An 18,951-nucleotide genomic window follows, 5' to 3' on the forward strand; every position below is an offset into this window, starting at 1 on the left:
CGGAAACCTGTGGGCTTCCTTCAGAACAGGGCGGATGCGCGGGAATCGATCCCGACGACCGAACTCTCATGGGCTGCGTTGCGGACCTTGTGCGGCCCGAGCCAGGAAGGGGATCGAGACCACCTGTCCGGCCATCGGCAAACCGTTCAGCGCGTAGATCGTCCGGCACCAGGTTCGCAGGACGCTGCCCGATGAGACGCAGCCAGAGCCATTGAGGTGATAACCGCCGGGAGTGGGCGGACATGACCCCGATGGCCTTCATTCGGTCTGGAGAAGCGATCCTTTTTGGAAGCCGAGGGTCCGATCTTGCAAGGGGGCATCGAAGCGGTCCGATACCCCCTTGATAACCTCCAAGCCTAGGCGGCCCTGGCTGTGACCTTCTGGAACGTGCCGGTCGCGATCTGCTCTTCGAGCTGCGCCTTGAAATCCGCGATACCGAGCACCTGGACGGGATTGCCCGCGTCGTCGAGGAACTCGTAGAGCGCATCCTCGATGTTGCGGTTACTGAAGAACACGATGGCGTCCTCGTCGCCACCCCCCTCCATGTGCGGGTCACCGTTCGCCACACCCGAGACGTAGCTGCCCGTCGGGCGCGTCTCCTTGTGGGTGCCGTCCTCGCGGTAGAACCTGAGCTCGCCCTGCATCACGAGCGTCACGTAGGGGCTCTTGTGCCGGTGCAGCATCACCTTCTGGTTCGCTGCGAATTTGAACACGACGTCGACGATGCGATTCTGCTCGTCGACTTTGTAGACGAAGAAGGCGATGTGCGGCAGCCAGTCCAAGGTCCGCCAAGTGATGTTCGTCTGGTCGAACGTATGTTCGGACATCTCGTTTCCTTCCGTTCCCCCATCCCGCGACATCTGGCGGAAGCGCTGTTCTCAGCTGCTGTGGACGGTTCGACGTCAAGGCAACGTTCTTTACGGTGAATCGATACGGGGCTTTTTCGCCGATCCGCGATGTGGCTGTCGTCACCGCGCGATGATGACCGCCCGGCGCATCGGCGACTGGTCAGCCTCTTCCGCTGCGCCGTGGGACTGCCATGACCTCGATGAAGTTGCGGATCTCCGTCTGCCGCTTATCGTCGTCCGTGACCTGGTCGTCGAGACCGAGGCGCCACGCAAGGTCCCGTCGAGTCGGCTCGCGGTGCAAGGCCTCGACGAGGTCGGCCTGATCCTCGACCTCGCGACGGGACAACGCCAAGCCAGCCTCCACCAGGTCGTCCGCCTGCCGACGCAGCGCCCCAGTCACCTCGTCGAGGCCGATCTCCGGATGGTATTGCACGCCCCAGAACGTTCCGCTTTCGTGCCGTATCTCCGCAGCTTGGACGACAGTGGATCGGTTCACCGCGATCAGGGTCGCTCCGTCTGGCAGGGTCTCCACCTCGTCGGTGTGGATGCTCGGGGCGTCGAACGCAGCGGGCCGCCCTCTCAAGAGGGGATGGGATCGACCCCTTTCTGTCGCGACGATGCGCCTGGCGAAGCCGGCCTCGGGACCATTGCGGTTCTGTCGGACCGTGCCGCCCGCCGCGACCGTCGCGAGTTGCAGGCCGGCGCACGAACCGAATGACGGCGTGCCGGAGGCGAACAGGGCGCCCATGAAGGCAAGCGAGCGCCGGACCTCTGGGGTCTCCTCGTACAGGGACAACGGCGATCCGCTCAGGAATACAGCGTCGTAGTCGGCCAGAGACGTGCGCATCGGCAGCGCGCCGTCCGCGTCGGCAGGCTTGACCCTATCGCAGGTCGACCCCGGCGCCAGACGTTCGAGGATATTTAGGTAGGTCTCGCCAGACGACCGCCCGACACTCTCACGGCGCTTCTCACGGGCATCCGGGGGCTCGCTCTCCGCGACCAAGAAGCGAAGACCGGATGACGATGGTTGCAAGGTTTCGATGTCCTCTGCGATGATCCACGAGGAGCGAACCGGAGCAGTCGGGCGGAGTTCCCGAGCGGGCGGTCCTGACGCAGGTCCGGGTAGCCACCGCACTGCTTGGCATCTCATCCCGGTTCGGGGCGGGACGACCTGCGTCGAAGCGTGTTCGTGCCGCCCTCGATCGTCGGGCGGATGCGCGCCGCAAGGTTGTCCATCGCGAACGGCTTGGTCAGCATCGCTATCCCGGGCGGAAGCGGGCCGTTACCCAGGATCGCATTCTCCGCGTCGCCGGTGATCGACGACACCTTGAGACCCGTCGTTCTGTCGCCGACCGCGATGACCGTGTGCCGAAATTTTCCAAGATGTCGGTGATGAGCCTGCGGACCGTCGGCTCATCGTCCACCACGGGCACGGTCTTGCCTGACCTGGTGCCGTGTCGTTTGCTAAGTGCCCGATGTCGGCGGCCGCAGAAGCGGAGAGCCTTGGCACGTCATACGCTCTCGACGACCATCTCGAAGCGCAGACCGTCGGCATCGATGGTGCGTTCGAATCGGCCTCCGAGACTGCGCTCGATGGTCTGCTTGAGGAGACGCGAGCCGAACCCCGTCCCCTCGGCCTTCGTAGCGCTGGACGGAGCGGCCCCTTCCTCCCATGTCAGCCTGGCCACGCCGTCCTCCATTCGTCCCCGCAGCGTGAGCGTGCCCCCACCTGACAGGGCGCCGTACTTCGCCGAGTTGGTCGCGAGCTCGTGGAAGATCATCGCGTAGTCGTTGACCTTGCCTGGAGGGGCGACCACCGCGTCCGCGATGTCGACGTCGATGTTGGCGCCGTTGCGGTAGGGCGCCAGGATGCGCTCGGCGAGCGTGCCCATCGGGACGTTTCCGTGATCGCCGTGCTGCGAGCGCGTCGCGAGCGCAGTCGCCTCGTGCAGCACCCCGAAGCGTCGCGACAGATCCTCGGCGAAGAGCGGCATGGACTTGGCGTCCCGCGCGACGATGGAGGTGAGCGCCCGGGCTACCGCGAACATGTTCGACACCCGGTGGGCGAGCTCGGCTGTGAGGAGCCGCTCGGCCTCTTCGGCCCGCTTGGTGTACGTGACGTCGAGGAAGATGGCCTGGATCCACGCGCCGACGCGGCTGGCCTCCCCGCCGACGCCGCGCGCGGAGATCCAGCGGGCCCCTGCACCGTCGCCGATGCGGAAGTCGAAGCTGTAGGCCTGCGGCTCCCGCTCGCTGGCCCACCAGTTCTCCACCATCTCTGCCCGATCCTCTACGTTCACCCGGGCGAACAACTCATCGATGGAAACGACGGACTCGGACACGCCCCAGAACTCGCGGCAAAGGCCGTCGAGCCGGGCCACGCGCTGGGTCGGCGACCAGGCCCACATGGCGACGCCGCCACGGTGGATCGCGGCAGTGAAGTTGGCGAGGGTCCACCCGTCGCCAGTTGGTTCGAAGCCCTCGGCCATGCTCATCCCGGATTGCGTGCCATTGGGGACGCGGTCGCTCCACGGTCCCGGGACATAACCCGCCAAGGTCGTCTCGGCTCCGGTCGCGCTTCAATCGCTGTCTTCAGGCCGGCGTCGCGCGACGCTTCGGCCTGAGGATGCCTCATCGCAACACAAGAGCAGTAACGCGGAATTGAAATATTGAAACAGGATTAAAGCAATCAACTACTGAACTAGTTTCCGCGTACGAACGGAAACAGTTTCTCGACCGGGCGCAGGTTAAGCAAGCCGTCTGAACGCTGTATGCCAGTGCATTCATGTTCGCGCGTTCCGCCTCACGATCCTGCGATCGTAAAGTGGCAGTGCCATCGGTATCCAGGGCCCGACGCAGATCGAAACGCCGCAGTCTCAACTATAGTACGCTCGACATCGCATAAACACGTACCAAGTACCGAAGCATCAAACCACAGTCACCCGGCCCTTTGCTTTGGAAACCAGTTCCCGTGAAAGCCCGGCGGGATGCGGTGCACAAGGTGGACCGCGGCGACAGGCGCGGCCTCGAACGCGTGCGCGTCAAGGATCATGAAATCGGTCGTGTCACTCACCGTGTCAACGACGAGCCCGACGAGCCAGCCCTCGTCTTCTTCGGCCTCGGGCCGCGCCGGCACGAACACGAACTCGCCCGGGACGCGGTCGGGGCCGAACTCGTGCACGCGCCGCTCCCCCGTCTCCAGATCGTGCTTGTAGAGCTGCGTCGCACCCGCGAGCTGGGTGTTGCCGTCGGCAGGAACTGAGCCCGTGTAGATGTACCGATGGTGTTGTCCAAAGCGACGCTCGTCAACACGCGGGAACTCCTGCGCCGCGGGATCAATCACTCGACGGTCGACCCGCCCCGTCGTGGGGTCGGCGGTCCAGCGCTCCAGCCAGCCCGGTGCGTCGAGACCGCCGCCGGCGGAGGCGAACACCCTCTCGTAGGCGACGACATCGAGGACCACGCGCCCGTCAGCGTCATCGTAGGCGTTGGCGATGTGGAAGGCGAAGCACGGCTCGACCGCGCACCAAACGATGTCGGCGGCCATGCCGTGACGAGGAAGAAGGCCGACGCGGGCGCGGTGGGCCGGGTTCCAGCGGAACGGGAAGCGGTGTCCAGCCAAGACCGCGCGCATTGAGAAGGTGACGGGTAGGTCCAGCACGACGACGAATCGCGTCGTGATCGCACAATCGTGGATGCAGGGACCGTGCTCGACTAGGATTGCTACGTCACGCACGACCCGGCCCAGGGGCGAGATGACGACGTGGCGCACACTGTCCCAGATGCGGCCGTCATAGGCGATGGCATGTGTCTCACCGGTCGCCGGGTCGCGATGCGGGTGCCCTGTGAAGGAGCCGGCAAGCGTTCCGTCGAACGAATCGTAGCACTGCATTTCTAAATCATCGGACAGCGCGACGGGAAAGCTGCCGGCTTCGACCACGGCGAAGGCGCGGCCGCGGATCGCGACGACGTTGGTGTTAACGGTGTCGTCGCCGCGGCGCGGCCCCGGGGCAGCGGGCCGGCCGAGCGCTGCAGACGCCGCACGCGAGCCGATCCAACGGTTACGGTACCACAAGGCCTTTCCGTTCTCGATGCAGAGACCGTGCACCATGCCATCGCCCAGGAACCAGTCGTGGCCGCGCGTCGTCGGGTGGGCGGGGTTGGCGCCCATCTTGAGGTAGCGGCCCTCCAGCCCGGCCGGGATCGTTCCGGTCACGCGTAGATCCCGTAAGGTCAGCTCCTCGCGCATCGGCGCGTGGACGCCGACGACGAAGGGGTGCTGCGTCCCTGGAAGGCGCATCCGGTTGCAGGCCGCCACCAGCGCGACAAGGCCCTCGGCGGCGGCACGCAGGCTAGACTCGATCAAGTTCGGCATCTGGCGCTGGCTCGGGGCGGTGGGAGGGAAAGCGAGGACCCTTGTGATGGGTGCGTTCCCGTTTCCGGGCAAGACTGACAGCTCTGTTCGCTTGGGACCGCTGGGCAGGGTTACGAAGTGGGCTGCCCCCTATAAAGTGGTCCTTCCTCAGGCATGGCTTCGCGCCATGTGGAGGAAGTTGTGATGCATCGGAAGACGCATCCAGCCGAAGGGATCGTTGACAAGCTGCGCTCGGTTGATGGTTTGGTCTCTCCGGATGCGAGGTTCGCGGAAGCAATCCGCTCCATCGCGGTGACGGAGATCACATCTTCTTGTTGGCGTTCCGAGTACGGCGGCCTGAAGAGTGATCAGGTCAAGCGGCTGAGGTCTCTGGAGACTGAGAACCGGCCCCTCCGCCGGGCGATCTCCGACCTGAAACTGGAGAAGCGGATCCTGAAGGAGGCGGCCTCGGGAAACTTCCGAGCCTGGCTCGCCGCTGGCCGTATGTCGACTCCGTCGTGGCCGAGCATGGCATATCGGAGCGGTTCGCTGGCGCGTCCTGGGCCAGAACCGCTCGACCCAGCGCGCCTGCGCCGTGGTGGTCGAGGATGAAGCCGCCCTGACCGCCGCCATCGTCGCCCCGGCTCTGCAGTACGGGCACGACGGCGCGTGCGTGCGCCCGCGGCCGCAGCGGCTCGACCACGTCGGGTTCTACGATGTCGTCGAGGATCGCACGCACAACGGGCGCAAGCCTCAAGGGCGAGGTGTTCAACACCCTCGAGGAGGCCAGCGTCGTGATCGAGCGAGGGCGGAGGCACTTGAACACCGTCCGCCCGCACACCGCGGTCGGCTCCCAGCCGCCTGCACCGGGGGACGTCATCTGGCCAACCGAACCGAGCCGCGCAACGCCGCTCCTACGCCCGGCCATCGTCACGCGACCGACGATGCACTAACTTCGAACCCGGGCCGCCAAATGGGGGCAGGCCGTACGAGGATCATCCATGCCTTCTTCGCCGCCCAGCGCCGTGGTGATCGGCGCCTCCGGCGGCATCGGTCGAGCCCTCGTTGCCGATCTCGTGGCGCGGGGGACCTACGGATCGGTCTTCGCCCTCTCGCGATCGGGGGGTGTCGCGCCCGCGCCCGCGCAGTCGGGACGGATTGATCTGACCGATGAGGACTCCATCCGCGCGACCGCGGAGCACGTCGGGCGTCACGGTCCGGTGGGCCTCGTCCTGGTCGCCACGGGGATTCTGCATGGGCCGGGCGTCTCCCCCGAGAAGGCGATCCGGACCCTCGATCCGGCGGCCATGGGCGCGGTGTTCGCAGTGAACACGATCGGTCCCGCGCTGGCGGCCAAGCACTTCCTGCCGCTGATGCCGCGCGCCGGGCGCAGCGTCTTCGCCGCCCTGTCGGCGCGGGTCGGCTCGATCGAGGACAACCGGCTGGGCGGCTGGTATGCCTACCGCGCGTCGAAGGCGGCCCTGAACCAGATCCTGCGTACCCTCGCGATCGAGGCGCGACGCACCCACCCGGGCGCGATCATCGTGGGGCTCCACCCCGGCACGGTGACGACGGCCCTGTCCGAACCCTTTCGCCCCGACCCGAAGGCCCTCGGTCTGTTCACGCCTGAGACGAGCGCGGCGCACCTGCTGCGGGTGGTCGAGGGCCTCGGTCCCGAGGATACGGGCCGTGTCTTCGCCTGGGATGGAACGCGGATTCCGGCCTGACCTGCGCGCGACCACACAATCTCGGCGCGCCCGTTCGACTTCGCAGACACAGGTCCGCACCATCTCGAAGAACCGGGATGTTCGAAGTCGGACGAACCGTGTCGCCCCGCACAGGATGGTGTTAGACCGGACGGCGGTCCTGTCGGCCGGGCGATCCGCCCTCGGCGCGCGGCCGGGAGCCACATCGTGCCGGAACTCGCTGGCCCTTCAGGCCTCTCGACCTTGGCGGATGCCGGGACGACTCCCTCGCAGAGGCGATTCGCGGTTGCGGTCGCCGCGGCGTTCGGCCTCCTGACGCTCGCCCTCCTGCCCATCGTGGCTGACCCGGTGCGTGCGATGCCGGGATTCGTCCCGAGCTACCAAGCCGCGCTCACCACGGTCTACGCGGTCACCACCTACCTGTTCTTCGCGCAGTATCGGCGCACCCGTTCGGTTCCGCTGCTGGTCCTGGCCGCCGGCAGCCTGTTCACGACGCTCGTCGTGGCGGTCCAGCTCCTCAGCTTCCCGGGCCTGTTCGGACCGGGACGGATCGTCGGCTCCGGGCCGGGCACCACCACCTGGCTCTGGACCCTGTGGCATGTCGGGCCGCCGCTCTTCGCCCTGCCCTATGCGATCATGGAGGGCGATCAGCGCCCGCGCCTCGTGCGGCGCGCCCGCGTGGGAGCCGTCGGTTGGCTGACGGCCCTCGCCGTCGCTGCCGGCGCCGGCGCCTTGAGCTGGATCGTCATCGCCTATGTCGAGTACCTGCCCCGCAGCGTCGAGGGCGACAATTACTGGCTGCTGACCACGTCGGGAGTGGGTCCGGCCGTCGTGCTGCTCACGGTGGCGGCCCTCGCGACGCTGTGCTGGCGCACGCGCCTGCGCACCGTGCTGCAGCTCTGGCTCGCGGTCTCGCTGCTGCTCCTCGTCTTCGACAACCTCATCACCCTGCCGGGCGCAGCCCGGGGCACGGTGGGCTGGTTCGCCGGGCGGCTGGAGGCTCTGGCGGCCGGCATCGTCGTGCTGGCCGTCTACCTGCGTGAGGTCGACGTCCTGTACGGCGCCGCGGAGGCGGCCGCCATCCAGAGCGAGCGCCAGCGGATAGAGCTGGAGATTGCGCGCGACAACGTCGCGATCGCCCTCGAGGCGGCCGATATGGGCAATTGGACCCTCGACCTTCAGACCGGAACCTCCGTTCGCACGCTGCGGCACGACCGCATCTTCGGCTACGACAGCCTGCTTCCGCGCTGGGGCCTCGCCGACTTCCTGGAGCATGTGGTCGTCGACGACCGGGCGGTCGCCGAAGCCGCCATGGCCCGGGCGCAGGACGAGAACACCCTCTGTTTCCAGTGCCGAATCACCCGGGCCGGGGACGGGGCCGAGCGTTGGATCGACGTGCGCGGCAGACTCTATCGGGACCCGGATGGGAGCCCCACCAGCATGGCCGGCGTGGTGATCGATACCACCGATCGGCGCGAGGCCGAGCAGCGGCTCAGCCAAGCGCAGAAGATGGAAGCGATCGGCCAGCTCACGGGTGGCGTCGCCCACGACTTCAACAATCTTCTCACGGTCATCGTCGGAAACCTCGACATGATCGTACGCCGGCCTGACAATGCGCAGCGGGTCGAGCGCCTGGCCACCTCGGCGATGACGGCGGCCCGGCGCGGTGCTGAGGTCACGGAAAAGCTGCTGTCCTTCTCGCGCCGGCAGGTCCTGCGGCCCGAGACCGTCAATCCCAATCACCTCCTCAAGGACTTCCAGGGCCTGCTGCAGCGTGCGGTGGGCGAGACCGTCGGCATCGTCCTCGACCTCGACGCGGCCCTGGATCCCGTCCGCCTGGATCCCGGTCAATTCGAGAGCGCCATCCTGAACCTTGCGGTCAATGCCCGCGATGCCATGCCGAATGGCGGAACCCTGACGATCCGGACCGAGAACCTGTCCCTCACGCCGGAGCGCCGGGCGGCCTGGCCCGATCTGACACCCGGCGATTACGTCCGCGTCTCGGTCAGCGACACCGGCCTCGGCATGGATGCGGCGACGGTCGCCCGGGCATTCGAGCCGTTCTTCACCACCAAGGATGTCGGCAAGGGCACCGGTCTCGGTCTGAGTCAGGTCTACGGCTTCGCGCGCCAGGGCGGCGGTCAGGTCCGGGTCGCAAGCGCGCCGGGCGAAGGCACCACCATCACCATCGATCTTCCGCGCTCGGCCGAACCCGTGCTCCAGGCCGCCCGGGCGGACGTGCTCCTGCCCCTGCGTCGGGCCGCGGAGGGTGAGGTCGTCCTGGTGGTGGAGGACGAGGCCGCGGTGCTGGAAATGGCCGTCGAGAGCCTGTCGGAGCTCGGCTATCGGACCCTCACCGCCACCCATGCGGCCGAGGCGCTGCAACGCCTGAAGGGGCCGGAGCGCATCGACATCCTGTTCTCCGACGTGGTCATGCCAGGCGGGATGAACGGCGTCGAACTCGCGACCCATGCCCGGGCTCTGCGCACCGGTCTGCGGGTGCTGCTTGCCTCGGGCTATACCGGCTCGGCCCTGGGCGAACAGGGCGTCCCCGTCGACCTGCCGCTCCTGAGCAAGCCTTACCGCCGTGAGGATCTCGCCGACAAGCTTCGGGTGGTCATGGGCGGGCGCTGAGGACCACCGGCATCCCTCAGGGTTTCGGCAACATCCTGTCGCTGATGATCCGACGCTGGATCTCGCTCGTCCCCTCGAAGATCGTGGTCAGGCGTGCGTCGCGCCAGTAGCGCTCCACCCGCCGCTCGGTGGTGTAGCCGTTGCCGCCGTGCAGCTGCATCGCCTGGTTCGTCACCCGCACCGCCATCTCGGTGGCGACGAGTTTAACCATGGCCGACTCGCTCTCTGCGGGTTCGCCCGCGTCGAGGAGATGGGCCACCTGATTCCAGAAGGCGCGGGCCTGGGCGACATCGGCCGCCATGTCGGCCAGGGCGAAGCGCAGGGCCTGAAAGTCGCCGATCGGGTGGCCGAATTGCTCACGTTCCTGCAGATAGGCCTGGCAATCCTCGAGGGCGGCCCGGGCGACCCCGACCGCGCGTGCCGCCGTATGCACCCGTGCGATGTTGAGGCCCCGTTGGACCGAGGCGAAGCCGCCGGAATCCGCATCCGCGCCCTGGTCGCCGTAGAGCCCGGTCAGGCGATCGCTCTCCGGCACCCGTACGCCGTCGAGCGCGAGCTCGAAGGTCAGGAATCCGTGATAGCCGATCTTGTCGATGACCCGGCCTGTCATGCCCGGCGGGAAGGTTCCTGGATCCTTGACCACGAGGAAGGGTTCGAGCCCGGCCGAGCGCGGTTCACCCGGCTCCGGATCGCGGGTCCGGGCCAAGACCTCGACGAAATCCGCGGCCTTGGCGAAGCCCGCCCAGCGCTTGGTTCCCGTCAGCACCCAGGTGTCGCCCTCGCGCACCGCCCGGGTCTGCACGCCGGCGAGGTCGGAGCCGGCAGTGGGCTCCGAGAGCGCGATCCCGCCGATCCATTGTCCCTTCGCCGACTTTTCGAGAAGCGCCTTCCGCCGCTCCGGATCGAGGGTCTGGGTGCCGAGACCCTGACCCCGCGCCAGGATGCTGCCCACCGAGAGCCAGGCCCGCGCGAGTTCCTCCGAGACGAGGCAGTACTCGAACACGCCGAGGCCGAGGCCGCCCTGCTCGGCCGGGATGGTGATGCCGAACCAGCCCTTGGCAGCCATTTGATCGATGAGGCTGCGGGGCATCTCCGCCTTCTGCGGATCGAGTTCGTCCGCCAGCGGCATCACAACGTCCCGGGCGAAGGCGCGCGCTTCGGCCTGGAGCGTCGCCCGGGCTTCGCTGCGCCATGGGCTCAGCAGCTCTGGCGGAACGGCCTCCTTCAATGCGCGCTTCGCCATGCCGCCCTCCCTCGCGATTGCGCCCGATTCTTCCGACCTGGTGTCCGGGTCAGCCGTGGCAGCTTGCGTGTCGCGCAGGGAAGCTAGAGCGATCGTCGGTGATGTCGACCATTCCGCTCGGGACGGTCCCGCACCGTCCCACGGGGTGCCGCGCCGGACCGCTGGAGGGAGCGGCGAAATGTTTCGTATCGAACATAAGGCAGCGCGTTGCGCGACCCGCGCGATCCGCGTAGGCACCGCACTGGAGATCGCGGCGGGGGCTGTCAGCGAGGAGCGAACGACTTGAGCTTAACCTCAGGGTCGCCACCGGCCGAGGCTCTGACCGCCTGCGACCGAGAGCCGATTCACCGCCTCGGCGCGCTGCAGCCCCATGGGTTCCTTGTGGCCCTCCGGGGCGCGGAACGGCGGATCGTGCAGGCGAGCGCCAACGTTCCGGGCGGGACGGACGGGGTTCTCGGCCGACCCTTCGCCGATCTCTTTCCGGACCTCGACGGGCTTCTCCCGCCGGACCTGGGCGAGGCGGAGCGCGACGGCGCGCAGTACCTGCGCACGGTCACGCTGGCGACGGCGGATGGGCCTCGGGCTTACGATCTGGCGGTCCATCGCTCGGACCCGATCACCATCCTGGAATTCGAGGCGGTGGAGAGTGCCCTCGCCTCCGACCACAGTCTCGACGCGCTCTATCCGCGTCTGAGCCGCTTCGTCGAGGGCCTGCACGACGCCGCCTCCGTCGCCGACCTGTGCCATCTCGTGGCCGTCGACATCCGCCACATCACCGGCTTCGACCGCACCCTCGTCTATCGGTTCGACCGGGACTGGCACGGCACCGTTATTGCCGAGGATGGCAACGGAGTCCTGCCCTCCTACCTCGACCTCCGTTTTCCGGCGAGCGACATTCCGGCCCAGGCCCGCGAACTCTACCGCCGCAACCGCCTGCGGATCATTCCCGATGCCGCGTACGATCCGGTCCCGATCCTGCGCGCGGCCGGTGAGAGCGCGGAGCCCCTCGACCTCAGCCAGTCGATCCTGCGCAGCGTTTCGCCGGTGCATGTCGAGTACATGCGCAACATGGGCACGATGGCCTCGATGTCGGTGTCGATCCTCGTCGACGGCGCCCTGTGGGGCCTGATCTCCTGCCACAACGCGGAGGCCCGCCGGGTGCCGCTGCAGGCGCGGAACGCCTGCGACTTCCTCACGCGCATCTTCGCCCTGCAACTCGCCGCCAAGGAGCGCGGCGCCGAAGCCGAACAACGCCTGCGCCTCGGGGCGATCCAGTCGCGGCTGCTCGGCTTCATGGCCGAGGAGGAGAACTTCCTCGACGGCTTGCTCAAGCATCCCGACGATGTCCTGGCCCTCGCCGGAGCGTCGGGCGCGGCGGTGATCACCTCGGACAGCTGCCGGCTCCTCGGCGCCACGCCGCGGGAATCCGAGGTGCGGGCAATCTACCACTGGCTCTCCAGTGGCCCGGGTGGTGCCGACCTCGTGGTCACGGATGCCCTGAGCGAGGCCTATCCGCCGGCACGCGCCTTCGCCGAACGGGCCAGCGGCCTCCTGGCGATCTCGATCTCGCAGAAATATGCCAGCTACGTGCTCTGGTTCCGACCTGAGGTTGTGCGTACGGTGAAGTGGGGTGGCGACCCGACCAAGGCCGCCGTGCCCGATCCGGCCGGCGGCCCCGAGCGATTGCACCCTCGGCAATCCTTCGCCACCTGGAAGGAGACGCTGCAGAACCGCTCCCTCCCCTGGACGCGGGCCGAAACCGAATCGGTGAAGGACCTGAGGGCGTCCGTGCTCGGGATCGTTCTGCGGCGGGCGGAGGAGCTCGCCTCCCTCAGTGAGGAATTGCAGCGCTCCAACAAGGAGCTGGAAGCCTTCTCCTACTCGGTCAGCCACGACCTCCGCGCGCCCTTTCGGCATATCGTCGGGTATTCGGAACTGTTGCGCTCGCGCGAGGGCAGCCGCCTGTCGGAAAAGGGGCGGCACTACATCAACACGATCATCGAGGCGGCCTTCTCGGCGGGCACCCTGGTCGACAACCTGCTGCGCTTCTCCCAGATGGGCCGCAATGCCCTGAACCCCGTCGCCGGTGATCTCAATGCCCTGGTCGAGGAGGTCCGCCGCGGCGTCCTGCGCGATGTTCCGGCCGAGCGGACGATCCACTGGACCATCGGACAGCTTGGACGGGTCAACGCCGATCCGGTGATGTTGCGGCTCGTTATCGAGAATCTGCTCTCGAACGCAATCAAGTACACCCGGGATCGGGCGGAGACCACGATCGAGATCGGTCGTCTGGATGGTCGGAGCGCTGATAGCGGACAGGAGGACGATGCGGCGGAGCAGGCCGTCTTCTTCGTGCGCGACAACGGCGTCGGGTTCGACATGGCCTATGTCGACAAGCTGTTCGGCGTGTTCCAGCGCCTGCACCGGGTAGAGGAATTCGAGGGGACCGGCATCGGCCTTGCGAACGTCCGGCGCATCGTCGAGCGCCACGGTGGGCGCACCTGGGCCGAGGGCGCCGTGGGACGGGGCGCAACCTTCTATTTCACGCTGCCGACGCCGAGGGCGGTGCCCAATCCGAATCCCGCGAATCGAGCTCGATCGTCGCGGAACCCCAGGGAAGCCCGCTGATCCATGCCCGATCTGAAGCCGATCCTCCTCGTCGAGGATAATCCAAACGATATCGAGCTCACCCTCGCCGCCCTGGACAAGAGCCAGCTCGCGAATGAAATCGTGATCTGCCGCGACGGTGCCGAGGCCCTCGACTTCCTTTATCGCCGCGGCGATTTCGCGGACCGGGATGCGCGCGACCCGGCCGTCGTCCTGCTCGACCTCAAGCTGCCCAAAGTCGACGGGTTGGAGGTCCTTGCGCAGGTCAAGGGCGATGTCCGGACCCGTGCGATCCCGGTTGTGATGCTGACGTCGTCGCGAGAGGAAACCGACCTCGTGCGGTCCTACGACCTCGGCGTGAACGCTTTTGTGGTCAAGCCCGTTGGGTTCACGGAATTCTTCGAGGCGATCCAGGATCTCGGCGTTTTCTGGGCGGTGCTGAACGAGCCGCCGCCGCATCGGGGAGGAGGTTGGCCATCAAACACGTGACACAGCCCGAGCCCGATCAGGCGATGCTGGACACCTCCGGGCCCGCCCTCCTGAAGATCCTGCTCCTCGAAGACAGCGACCTCGATACGGAGCTCCTGGGTGCGGTCCTCGATGATCTCGGGCATCCCTATCGGATCGACCGCGTGATGACAGCGCCGGACTTCACTGCCGCGGCGGCGTCCTGCGGACATAATCTCATCCTCGCCGACTACGTTTTGCCGACCTTCGACGGCCTCAGCGCCCTGGCGATCGCGCGTGCCCAATGTCCAGGAACGCCGTTCGTCTTCGTTTCGGGTACCCTCGGCGAGGATGTCGCGGTGGAGGCCCTGAAGCGGGGTGCGACGGATTACGTGACGAAGCAGCGCCTCGACCGCCTACCTCGGACCATCATGCGTGCCCTCGCCGAGGCGCGCGCCCATGCCGAGCGCGAGCGCGCACTCCAGGAGTTGCGGGACCTCAATGCCACCCTGGAAGCGCGTGTCCGGACTCGCACGGGCGATCTCGCCGCCGCCAACGCAGAACTGCACCGCCAGATTGCCGAGCGCGAGCGCGTCGAGGAGGCTCTGCGCCAGGCTCAGCGCCTTGAAGCCGTGGGACAGCTAACCAGCGGCGTCGCTCACGATTTCAACAATCTGCTGACGGTGATCTCCGGCAACATCGAATTCCTCGAACGGGCCGTCCCCGACGAGCGTTCTCAGCGTCGGCTGCAGATGATGCGCGGCGCGGCCGACCGCGGTGCGCGCCTGACGGCGCAACTCCTCGCCTTCTCGCGCCGGCAGCGCCTGGAGCCGACGCCGGTGGAACTGAACCAGACCGTCGCCTCCATGCGCGATCTTCTGCAGAGTTCGATCGGCGGCGCGGTGCGCATCGAGATGATGCTCCAAGCCGATCTTTGGTCGGCCCTCGTCGATGCCACACAGATCGAACTGGTGATCCTGAACCTCGCGATCAACGCGCGCGATGCCATGGCGGTCGGCGGCTGCCTCACCATCGAGACCGCGAACGTCACCCTCACGCAGCCCCCTGCCCGTCCGGAGGAGCCGGCCCCGGGCGAGTATGTGATGCTCGCGGTGAGTGACACAGGCACCGGTATCGCGCCGGAAGTCCTGGCGCGCGTATTCGAGCCGTTCTTCACAACGAAGGCGGTCGACAAGGGGTCGGGCCTCGGCCTCGCTCAGGTCTATGGTTTCGTGAAGCAGTCCGGCGGTGGCGTTCGCATCGACACCCGGATCGGCGAAGGCACCTCCGTGCGGATCTACCTGCCGCGGGCGGAAGGCGCCGCCTCGGTTCGCGAGGCATCCCAACCGGTCATCGACTGCGCCGAGCAGCGTCGGACGGGAGATCGACCCGTGGTCCTCGTCGTGGACGACGATAGCGCCGTTCGCGAGATCACCACCTCGATCCTGTCCGAGAATGGCTATCGCATCCGCGAGGCCGGATCTGGACTTGCCGCGCTGACGGCTCTCGATTCCGACGCTTGTGTCGACCTGATCGTTCTGGATTTCGCCATGCCGGGCATGAACGGGGCTGAGGCCGCGTGCGAGATCCGCAGTCGCTGGCCGCATCTTCCCGTGATGTTCGTGACGGGATATGCCGACACCGCCGCGCTGATGGTGGCAGGCGAGGTTGGAGCCGAGCGCATCGTCCAGAAACCGTTTCAGCGCGGCGAGCTCGAGCGCAAGGCCGCCGCCATCCTCGCCGAATCGACCCTCGGCCAAGCCGGATTGCGCCTCGTGGTCAGCCAGCGCCACTCCGCCTGAGGCTGTCGAGGACCCGGCTGGGTCTCACGCGACTGCCGCGAGGGTCGTTCGGGCACCGATCCACGGCATCTGGCCGTAGCGATCATTGTCGAGCGGCAACAATCGACCTCGTCCGCTGGCCATGTCGCGCAGGTATTGCATGCCCTGCCAAGCCGGGAAGACGGCGTCGCTCGCCGGCGTCACGGCGCGAGCGATCCGGATCAACAGGCTGAGCCGCTTCAGGCCGCCCGCCCGCCACAGGCCGAAGGGACGACCCGTCAGGTCGGTCATGAGGGTCGCCAGGACGCGCGGCGTGACGGTATCGCCGGCGATGCGCAGGATGCGCGGCGCTTCGGAGTCGAGGGCGGCCGCCGCGGTGTAGCGCGCGACGTCGTCCTTGGCGGTGAAATCGAGGGGCTGGTCGGCATCGCCCCAGTAAAGGATGCGCCGCGGCCTCTGCAGGACGATCGGCGCCTCACCTGTGAGCAGATCGGCGAAGGCCCCGTTGAGGATCGAGGTTGCACGGATCGGTGTCCGGTCGACCCGGTCCATGAAGTGCCGGCGCAGGTCGAGATTGCGGTTGTCCCCTGGCCGCGTGCGCGTGAAGTCGAGGGAGAAGTCCGAAGGGATGAAGCGCGGCACACCTGCGGCGACCGTTGCATCGAGCAACCGACCCTGCGCTTCGAGGATGACGGGCTCTAATCCGTTCAGGGCCGAGACGACGCAGGCAGCACCATGACAGGCGTTCGCAAGCGAACGTGGATCGCCATAGTCGACGGTGACCGGTGTCACGCCGGGCGGAAGGTTCCCCGGCTTGACGCCGGCACGCACGAGAGCCCTGACGTCTGCGCCCCGCGCCACGAGTGCTCTCGCAATGCGGCCCCCGAGATCGCCTCCGACGCCCGCAAGCAGGACGGTTTGCGCGGACGGGCGGGTCGAATCCATGGGCAATCGCGGTCCTGATTGTTCCGGCTTCTGATCGGGAACACCCCGGAGGCCGCTTCGCCCTTAAGGTAGGTCGGACGACCGAAAGTCCAGGCCTGCGCCCATGAGCGAGGCACGGTTCTCAGAAGCCGATCGCCAGGATGAGGCGTGCGGCAAGGGCAGCGCCGACGGCCGGGTCAGGCACCAGGGTCAGGGCATAGCCCCAATCCGAGTCGCCCTTAGCGGAGATGGGCAGGACCGCATGGGCGCGTCGAGGCCCGAGGTCTCGGGCTCGGTTGATCGCGTCGCCCGTGGCGCCGCCCAACGACAGTCCGATACCTCAGACGACCATGCCGACGCGGTCGGGTGCGAGACCAGTGGGGATGGTGCGCGCTGCGCCTACGGTCCGCGACAGCAATGCGCGGATGATGAGGATCAGCAGGACCGTGCCGATGATTTCGCGCATCCAGTTCGCAGAGGTGTTTTGGATTGCCGGATCGATGCGGAAGCAGGCCCGTTTCGTCTCCGGGTCCTCGGTGATGGCCCAAGGCGGCAGGTCGTGTGGCCAAACGACAATCGCTCGGAGGAAGGCGCCGATCGTCTGGGCCGTCACGTAGACGAAGAGTTTGCTCACGCTGCCGGCGGTGATCGCGATCCAGCCCGCGCCTTCCGCCTTCGAGCCGCGCAGCAGGGCGCCGGCCCCCACACCACGGCCCAGCATAATCACCACCATCGTGCCGAGACGTTCGCCCGGGAAGGGCGACGTCATCGCATATCCTTCGATGTTTCCTTGCGGTTCCGGGGTGATCGACGCCGTTGAGGGTTTCAGTCGTCCTGCATGTCCCAGTCGAAGGAGCGCTTCACTGCTCGGCCCCAGGCCGCGGTGATGCGCTGGCGCTGCGCCGCGTCCATATTGGGCTCCCAACGCCGGTCGACGCCCCAGTTGCGCACGAGGTCGTCCGTGCTCTTCCAGTAGCCGGTCGCGAGACCGGCGGCGTAGGCGGCTCCCAGGGCAGTGGTCTCCGTCACCTTCGGCCGCACGACGGGAACGTCGAGAATATCGGCCTGGAATTGCATGAGGGTCAGGTTGGCGACCATGCCGCCATCCGAGCGTAGCTCGCGCACCGGAATGCCGGAATCCTTCTCCATTGCCTCCAACACCTCGTGGGTCTGAAACGCTGTGGCTTCCAGGCAGGCGCGGGCGATGTGACCGCGATTGGCATAGCGGGTGAGGCCGATGATCAGGCCGCGGGCGCCCTCGTTCCAGTGCGGCGCGTAGAGCCCCGAAAAGGCGGGTACGAAGTAGACGCCGCCATTGTCCTCCACCGTGGTGGCGAGGCGCTCGACCTCGGCGCTGTCTTGGATCATCTGCAGGTTGTCGCGCAGCCACTGTACCAGCGCGCCCGTGATCGCGATGGACCCTTCCAACGCGTAGACCGCCGGCTTGCCATCGAGCTTGTAGCCCAGCGTCGTCACGAGGCCACAGGTTGAGGGCACCGGCGTCGCGCCGGTGTTCATCAACGCGAAGCATCCCGTGCCGTAGGTGTTCTTCGCCTCGCCGGGCTGAAAGCAGGTCTGGCCGAACAGGGCGGCTTGCTGATCTCCGAGAATTCCGGCGATCGCCACCCCGGCGAAGGGTACGCGGGTCTCGCCGTAGACCTGGGACGACGAGACGATCTCCGGCAGCATTGCGCGGGGGATCCCGAACGTGGCGAGCATGCCGTTGTCCCAGACCAGGGTCTCCAGGGACATGAGCTGGGTGCGACTGGCATTGGTCACATCGGTGACGTGGAGGCCGCCATTCGGGCCGCCGGTGAGATTCCAGACGAGCCAGGAATCGATGTTGCCGAAGAGGACGTCGCCGGCTTCCGCCTTCTCGCGCGCGCCGTCGACGTGGTCGAGGAGCCAGCGCAGCTTCAGGCCCGAGAAGTAGCTCGCCAATGGAAGGCCGGTGAGTGCCCGGAACCGATCGCGGCCACCGTCGCGCGCGAACTCGGTCACCAGGCGGTCGTTCCGCGTGTCCTGCCAGACCAGCGCGTTGTGAAGCGGGACACCCGTGCGGCGATCCCAGATCAGCGTGGTCTCACGCTGGTTCGTGATGCCGATCGAGACCAGGTCCTTCGGGGTCAGGCCGGCGCCCGCGAGGGCATCCTGCATGACGGCCTGCGTGTTGCGCCAGATCTCCATCGGATCGTGCTCGACGTGACCGGGCCGCGGATAGACCTGCGCATGTTCCCGCTGCTTGCAGGAAACGATCTGTCCTGCGCGATCGAAGACGATGAAGCGGCTGCTGGTGGTACCTTGGTCGATGGCGCCAACATACTGAGACATGGCTGTCGTCCTCCCTTGGAAGGTTCGTCGAAGATGCCTGGGCCGGTCTTCACGCCAGGTTCGGTGCAGAGGAATT

The 18,951-nt window shown here is 67.2% G+C and carries 14 protein-coding genes and 2 pseudogenes; 6 read left to right on the forward strand and 10 right to left on the reverse strand.

Annotated elements, in window-relative coordinates:
• Positions 1 to 356: 356 nt before the first annotated feature.
• The 5 genes and pseudogenes from AC0IY1_RS06380 to AC0IY1_RS06400 form a co-directional block, all read right to left on the reverse strand.
• A complete protein-coding gene (locus AC0IY1_RS06380) occupies positions 357 to 827 on the reverse strand; it encodes a cupin domain-containing protein (RefSeq protein WP_055952368.1) in 471 nt (156 codons plus the stop codon).
• A gap of 181 nt (positions 828 to 1,008) precedes the next feature.
• The gene (locus AC0IY1_RS06385; RefSeq protein WP_471768505.1) at positions 1,009 to 1,851 is read right to left on the reverse strand and encodes a type 1 glutamine amidotransferase; all 843 of its coding nucleotides are present in this window, start codon (positions 1,849 to 1,851) and stop codon (positions 1,009 to 1,011) included.
• Positions 1,852 to 1,994: 143 nt separating this feature from the next.
• Positions 1,995 to 2,299: pseudogene (locus AC0IY1_RS06390) on the reverse strand (response regulator); the annotation flags it as partial.
• A 60-nt stretch (positions 2,300 to 2,359) separates the two neighbouring features.
• A complete protein-coding gene (locus AC0IY1_RS06395; protein ID WP_471768506.1) occupies positions 2,360 to 3,337 on the reverse strand; it encodes a sensor histidine kinase in 978 nt (325 codons plus the stop codon).
• Between the two features lie 449 nt (positions 3,338 to 3,786).
• Positions 3,787 to 5,223, reverse strand: coding sequence for an 8'-apo-carotenoid 13,14-cleaving dioxygenase (locus AC0IY1_RS06400; protein WP_471768507.1), 1,437 nt, complete (start codon positions 5,221 to 5,223; stop codon positions 3,787 to 3,789).
• Between the two features lie 183 nt (positions 5,224 to 5,406).
• On the opposite strand from AC0IY1_RS06400, the pseudogene AC0IY1_RS06405 reads away from it, so the two are divergent.
• The 3 genes and pseudogenes from AC0IY1_RS06405 to AC0IY1_RS06415 all read left to right on the forward strand — a co-directional run bounded on the left by AC0IY1_RS06405 (position 5,407) and on the right by AC0IY1_RS06415 (position 9,542).
• A pseudogene (locus tag AC0IY1_RS06405) lies at positions 5,407 to 6,155 on the forward strand (integrase core domain-containing protein).
• 48 nt (positions 6,156 to 6,203) lie between these two features.
• Positions 6,204 to 6,929 carry an SDR family NAD(P)-dependent oxidoreductase gene (locus AC0IY1_RS06410; RefSeq protein ID WP_471768508.1) on the forward strand — a complete coding sequence of 242 codons (726 nt, stop codon included), beginning with the start codon at positions 6,204 to 6,206 and terminating at the stop codon, positions 6,927 to 6,929.
• Between the two features lie 186 nt (positions 6,930 to 7,115).
• Entirely contained in the window at positions 7,116 to 9,542 is a 2,427-nt protein-coding gene (locus AC0IY1_RS06415) for an MASE4 domain-containing protein (protein ID WP_471768509.1), read from the forward strand.
• 16 nt (positions 9,543 to 9,558) lie between these two features.
• Here AC0IY1_RS06415 and AC0IY1_RS06420 read toward each other — a convergent pair whose 3' ends face one another.
• On the reverse strand, positions 9,559 to 10,785 hold the full coding sequence (locus tag AC0IY1_RS06420; RefSeq protein WP_471768510.1) for an acyl-CoA dehydrogenase family protein: 1,227 nt from the start codon (positions 10,783 to 10,785) through the stop codon (positions 9,559 to 9,561).
• A 282-nt stretch (positions 10,786 to 11,067) separates the two neighbouring features.
• Between AC0IY1_RS06420 and AC0IY1_RS06425 the strand changes: the two genes are divergently transcribed.
• Genes AC0IY1_RS06425 through AC0IY1_RS06435 form a run of 3 tightly spaced genes read left to right on the forward strand, consistent with a single transcriptional unit; the run spans position 11,068 to position 15,641 of the window.
• Positions 11,068 to 13,413, forward strand: coding sequence for an ATP-binding protein (locus AC0IY1_RS06425; RefSeq protein WP_471768512.1), 2,346 nt, complete (start codon positions 11,068 to 11,070; stop codon positions 13,411 to 13,413).
• Positions 13,414 to 13,416: 3 nt separating this feature from the next.
• Positions 13,417 to 13,881 carry a response regulator gene (locus AC0IY1_RS06430; RefSeq protein WP_055952319.1) on the forward strand — a complete coding sequence of 155 codons (465 nt, stop codon included), beginning with the start codon at positions 13,417 to 13,419 and terminating at the stop codon, positions 13,879 to 13,881.
• A 23-nt stretch (positions 13,882 to 13,904) separates the two neighbouring features.
• Complete coding sequence (locus AC0IY1_RS06435; protein WP_471768513.1) at positions 13,905 to 15,641, forward strand: response regulator; 1,737 nt, start codon at positions 13,905 to 13,907, stop codon at positions 15,639 to 15,641.
• 24 nt (positions 15,642 to 15,665) lie between these two features.
• Here AC0IY1_RS06435 and AC0IY1_RS06440 read toward each other — a convergent pair whose 3' ends face one another.
• The 4 genes from AC0IY1_RS06440 to glpK form a co-directional block, all read right to left on the reverse strand.
• Positions 15,666 to 16,565 (reverse strand): NmrA family NAD(P)-binding protein, encoded by a 900-nt coding sequence (locus AC0IY1_RS06440; RefSeq protein ID WP_471768514.1) that lies wholly within the window; start codon positions 16,563 to 16,565, stop codon positions 15,666 to 15,668.
• Positions 16,566 to 16,686: 121 nt separating this feature from the next.
• Positions 16,687 to 16,869, reverse strand: a complete 183-nt coding sequence (locus AC0IY1_RS06445; protein WP_471768516.1) for a hypothetical protein — start codon at positions 16,867 to 16,869, stop codon at positions 16,687 to 16,689.
• Between the two features lie 15 nt (positions 16,870 to 16,884).
• A complete protein-coding gene (locus AC0IY1_RS06450; RefSeq protein WP_471768517.1) occupies positions 16,885 to 17,313 on the reverse strand; it encodes an MIP/aquaporin family protein in 429 nt (142 codons plus the stop codon).
• Between the two features lie 56 nt (positions 17,314 to 17,369).
• Positions 17,370 to 18,875, reverse strand: a complete 1,506-nt coding sequence (gene glpK, locus AC0IY1_RS06455) for a glycerol kinase GlpK (protein ID WP_471768518.1) — start codon at positions 18,873 to 18,875, stop codon at positions 17,370 to 17,372.
• Between the last annotated feature and the right edge of the window lie 76 nt (positions 18,876 to 18,951).

This window comes from Methylobacterium sp. AC690 (genome assembly GCF_979256535.1).

Excerpts from the sequence above, each read along its gene's own strand:
- AC0IY1_RS06380 (WP_055952368.1), bottom strand. The coding sequence starts at position 827 with ATGTCCGAACATACGTTCGACCAGACGAACATCACTTGGCGGACCTTG.
- AC0IY1_RS06395 (WP_471768506.1), bottom strand. The coding sequence starts at position 3,337 with ATGGCCGAGGGCTTCGAACCAACTGGCGACGGGTGGACCCTCGCCAAC.
- AC0IY1_RS06400 (WP_471768507.1), bottom strand. The coding sequence starts at position 5,223 with ATGCCGAACTTGATCGAGTCTAGCCTGCGTGCCGCCGCCGAGGGCCTT.
- AC0IY1_RS06410 (WP_471768508.1), top strand. The coding sequence starts at position 6,204 with ATGCCTTCTTCGCCGCCCAGCGCCGTGGTGATCGGCGCCTCCGGCGGC.
- AC0IY1_RS06420 (WP_471768510.1), bottom strand. The coding sequence starts at position 10,785 with ATGGCGAAGCGCGCATTGAAGGAGGCCGTTCCGCCAGAGCTGCTGAGC.
- AC0IY1_RS06430 (WP_055952319.1), top strand. The coding sequence starts at position 13,417 with ATGCCCGATCTGAAGCCGATCCTCCTCGTCGAGGATAATCCAAACGAT.
- AC0IY1_RS06435 (WP_471768513.1), top strand. The coding sequence starts at position 13,905 with ATGCTGGACACCTCCGGGCCCGCCCTCCTGAAGATCCTGCTCCTCGAA.
- AC0IY1_RS06440 (WP_471768514.1), bottom strand. The coding sequence starts at position 16,565 with ATGGATTCGACCCGCCCGTCCGCGCAAACCGTCCTGCTTGCGGGCGTC.
- AC0IY1_RS06450 (WP_471768517.1), bottom strand. The coding sequence starts at position 17,313 with ATGACGTCGCCCTTCCCGGGCGAACGTCTCGGCACGATGGTGGTGATT.
- glpK (WP_471768518.1), bottom strand. The coding sequence starts at position 18,875 with ATGTCTCAGTATGTTGGCGCCATCGACCAAGGTACCACCAGCAGCCGC.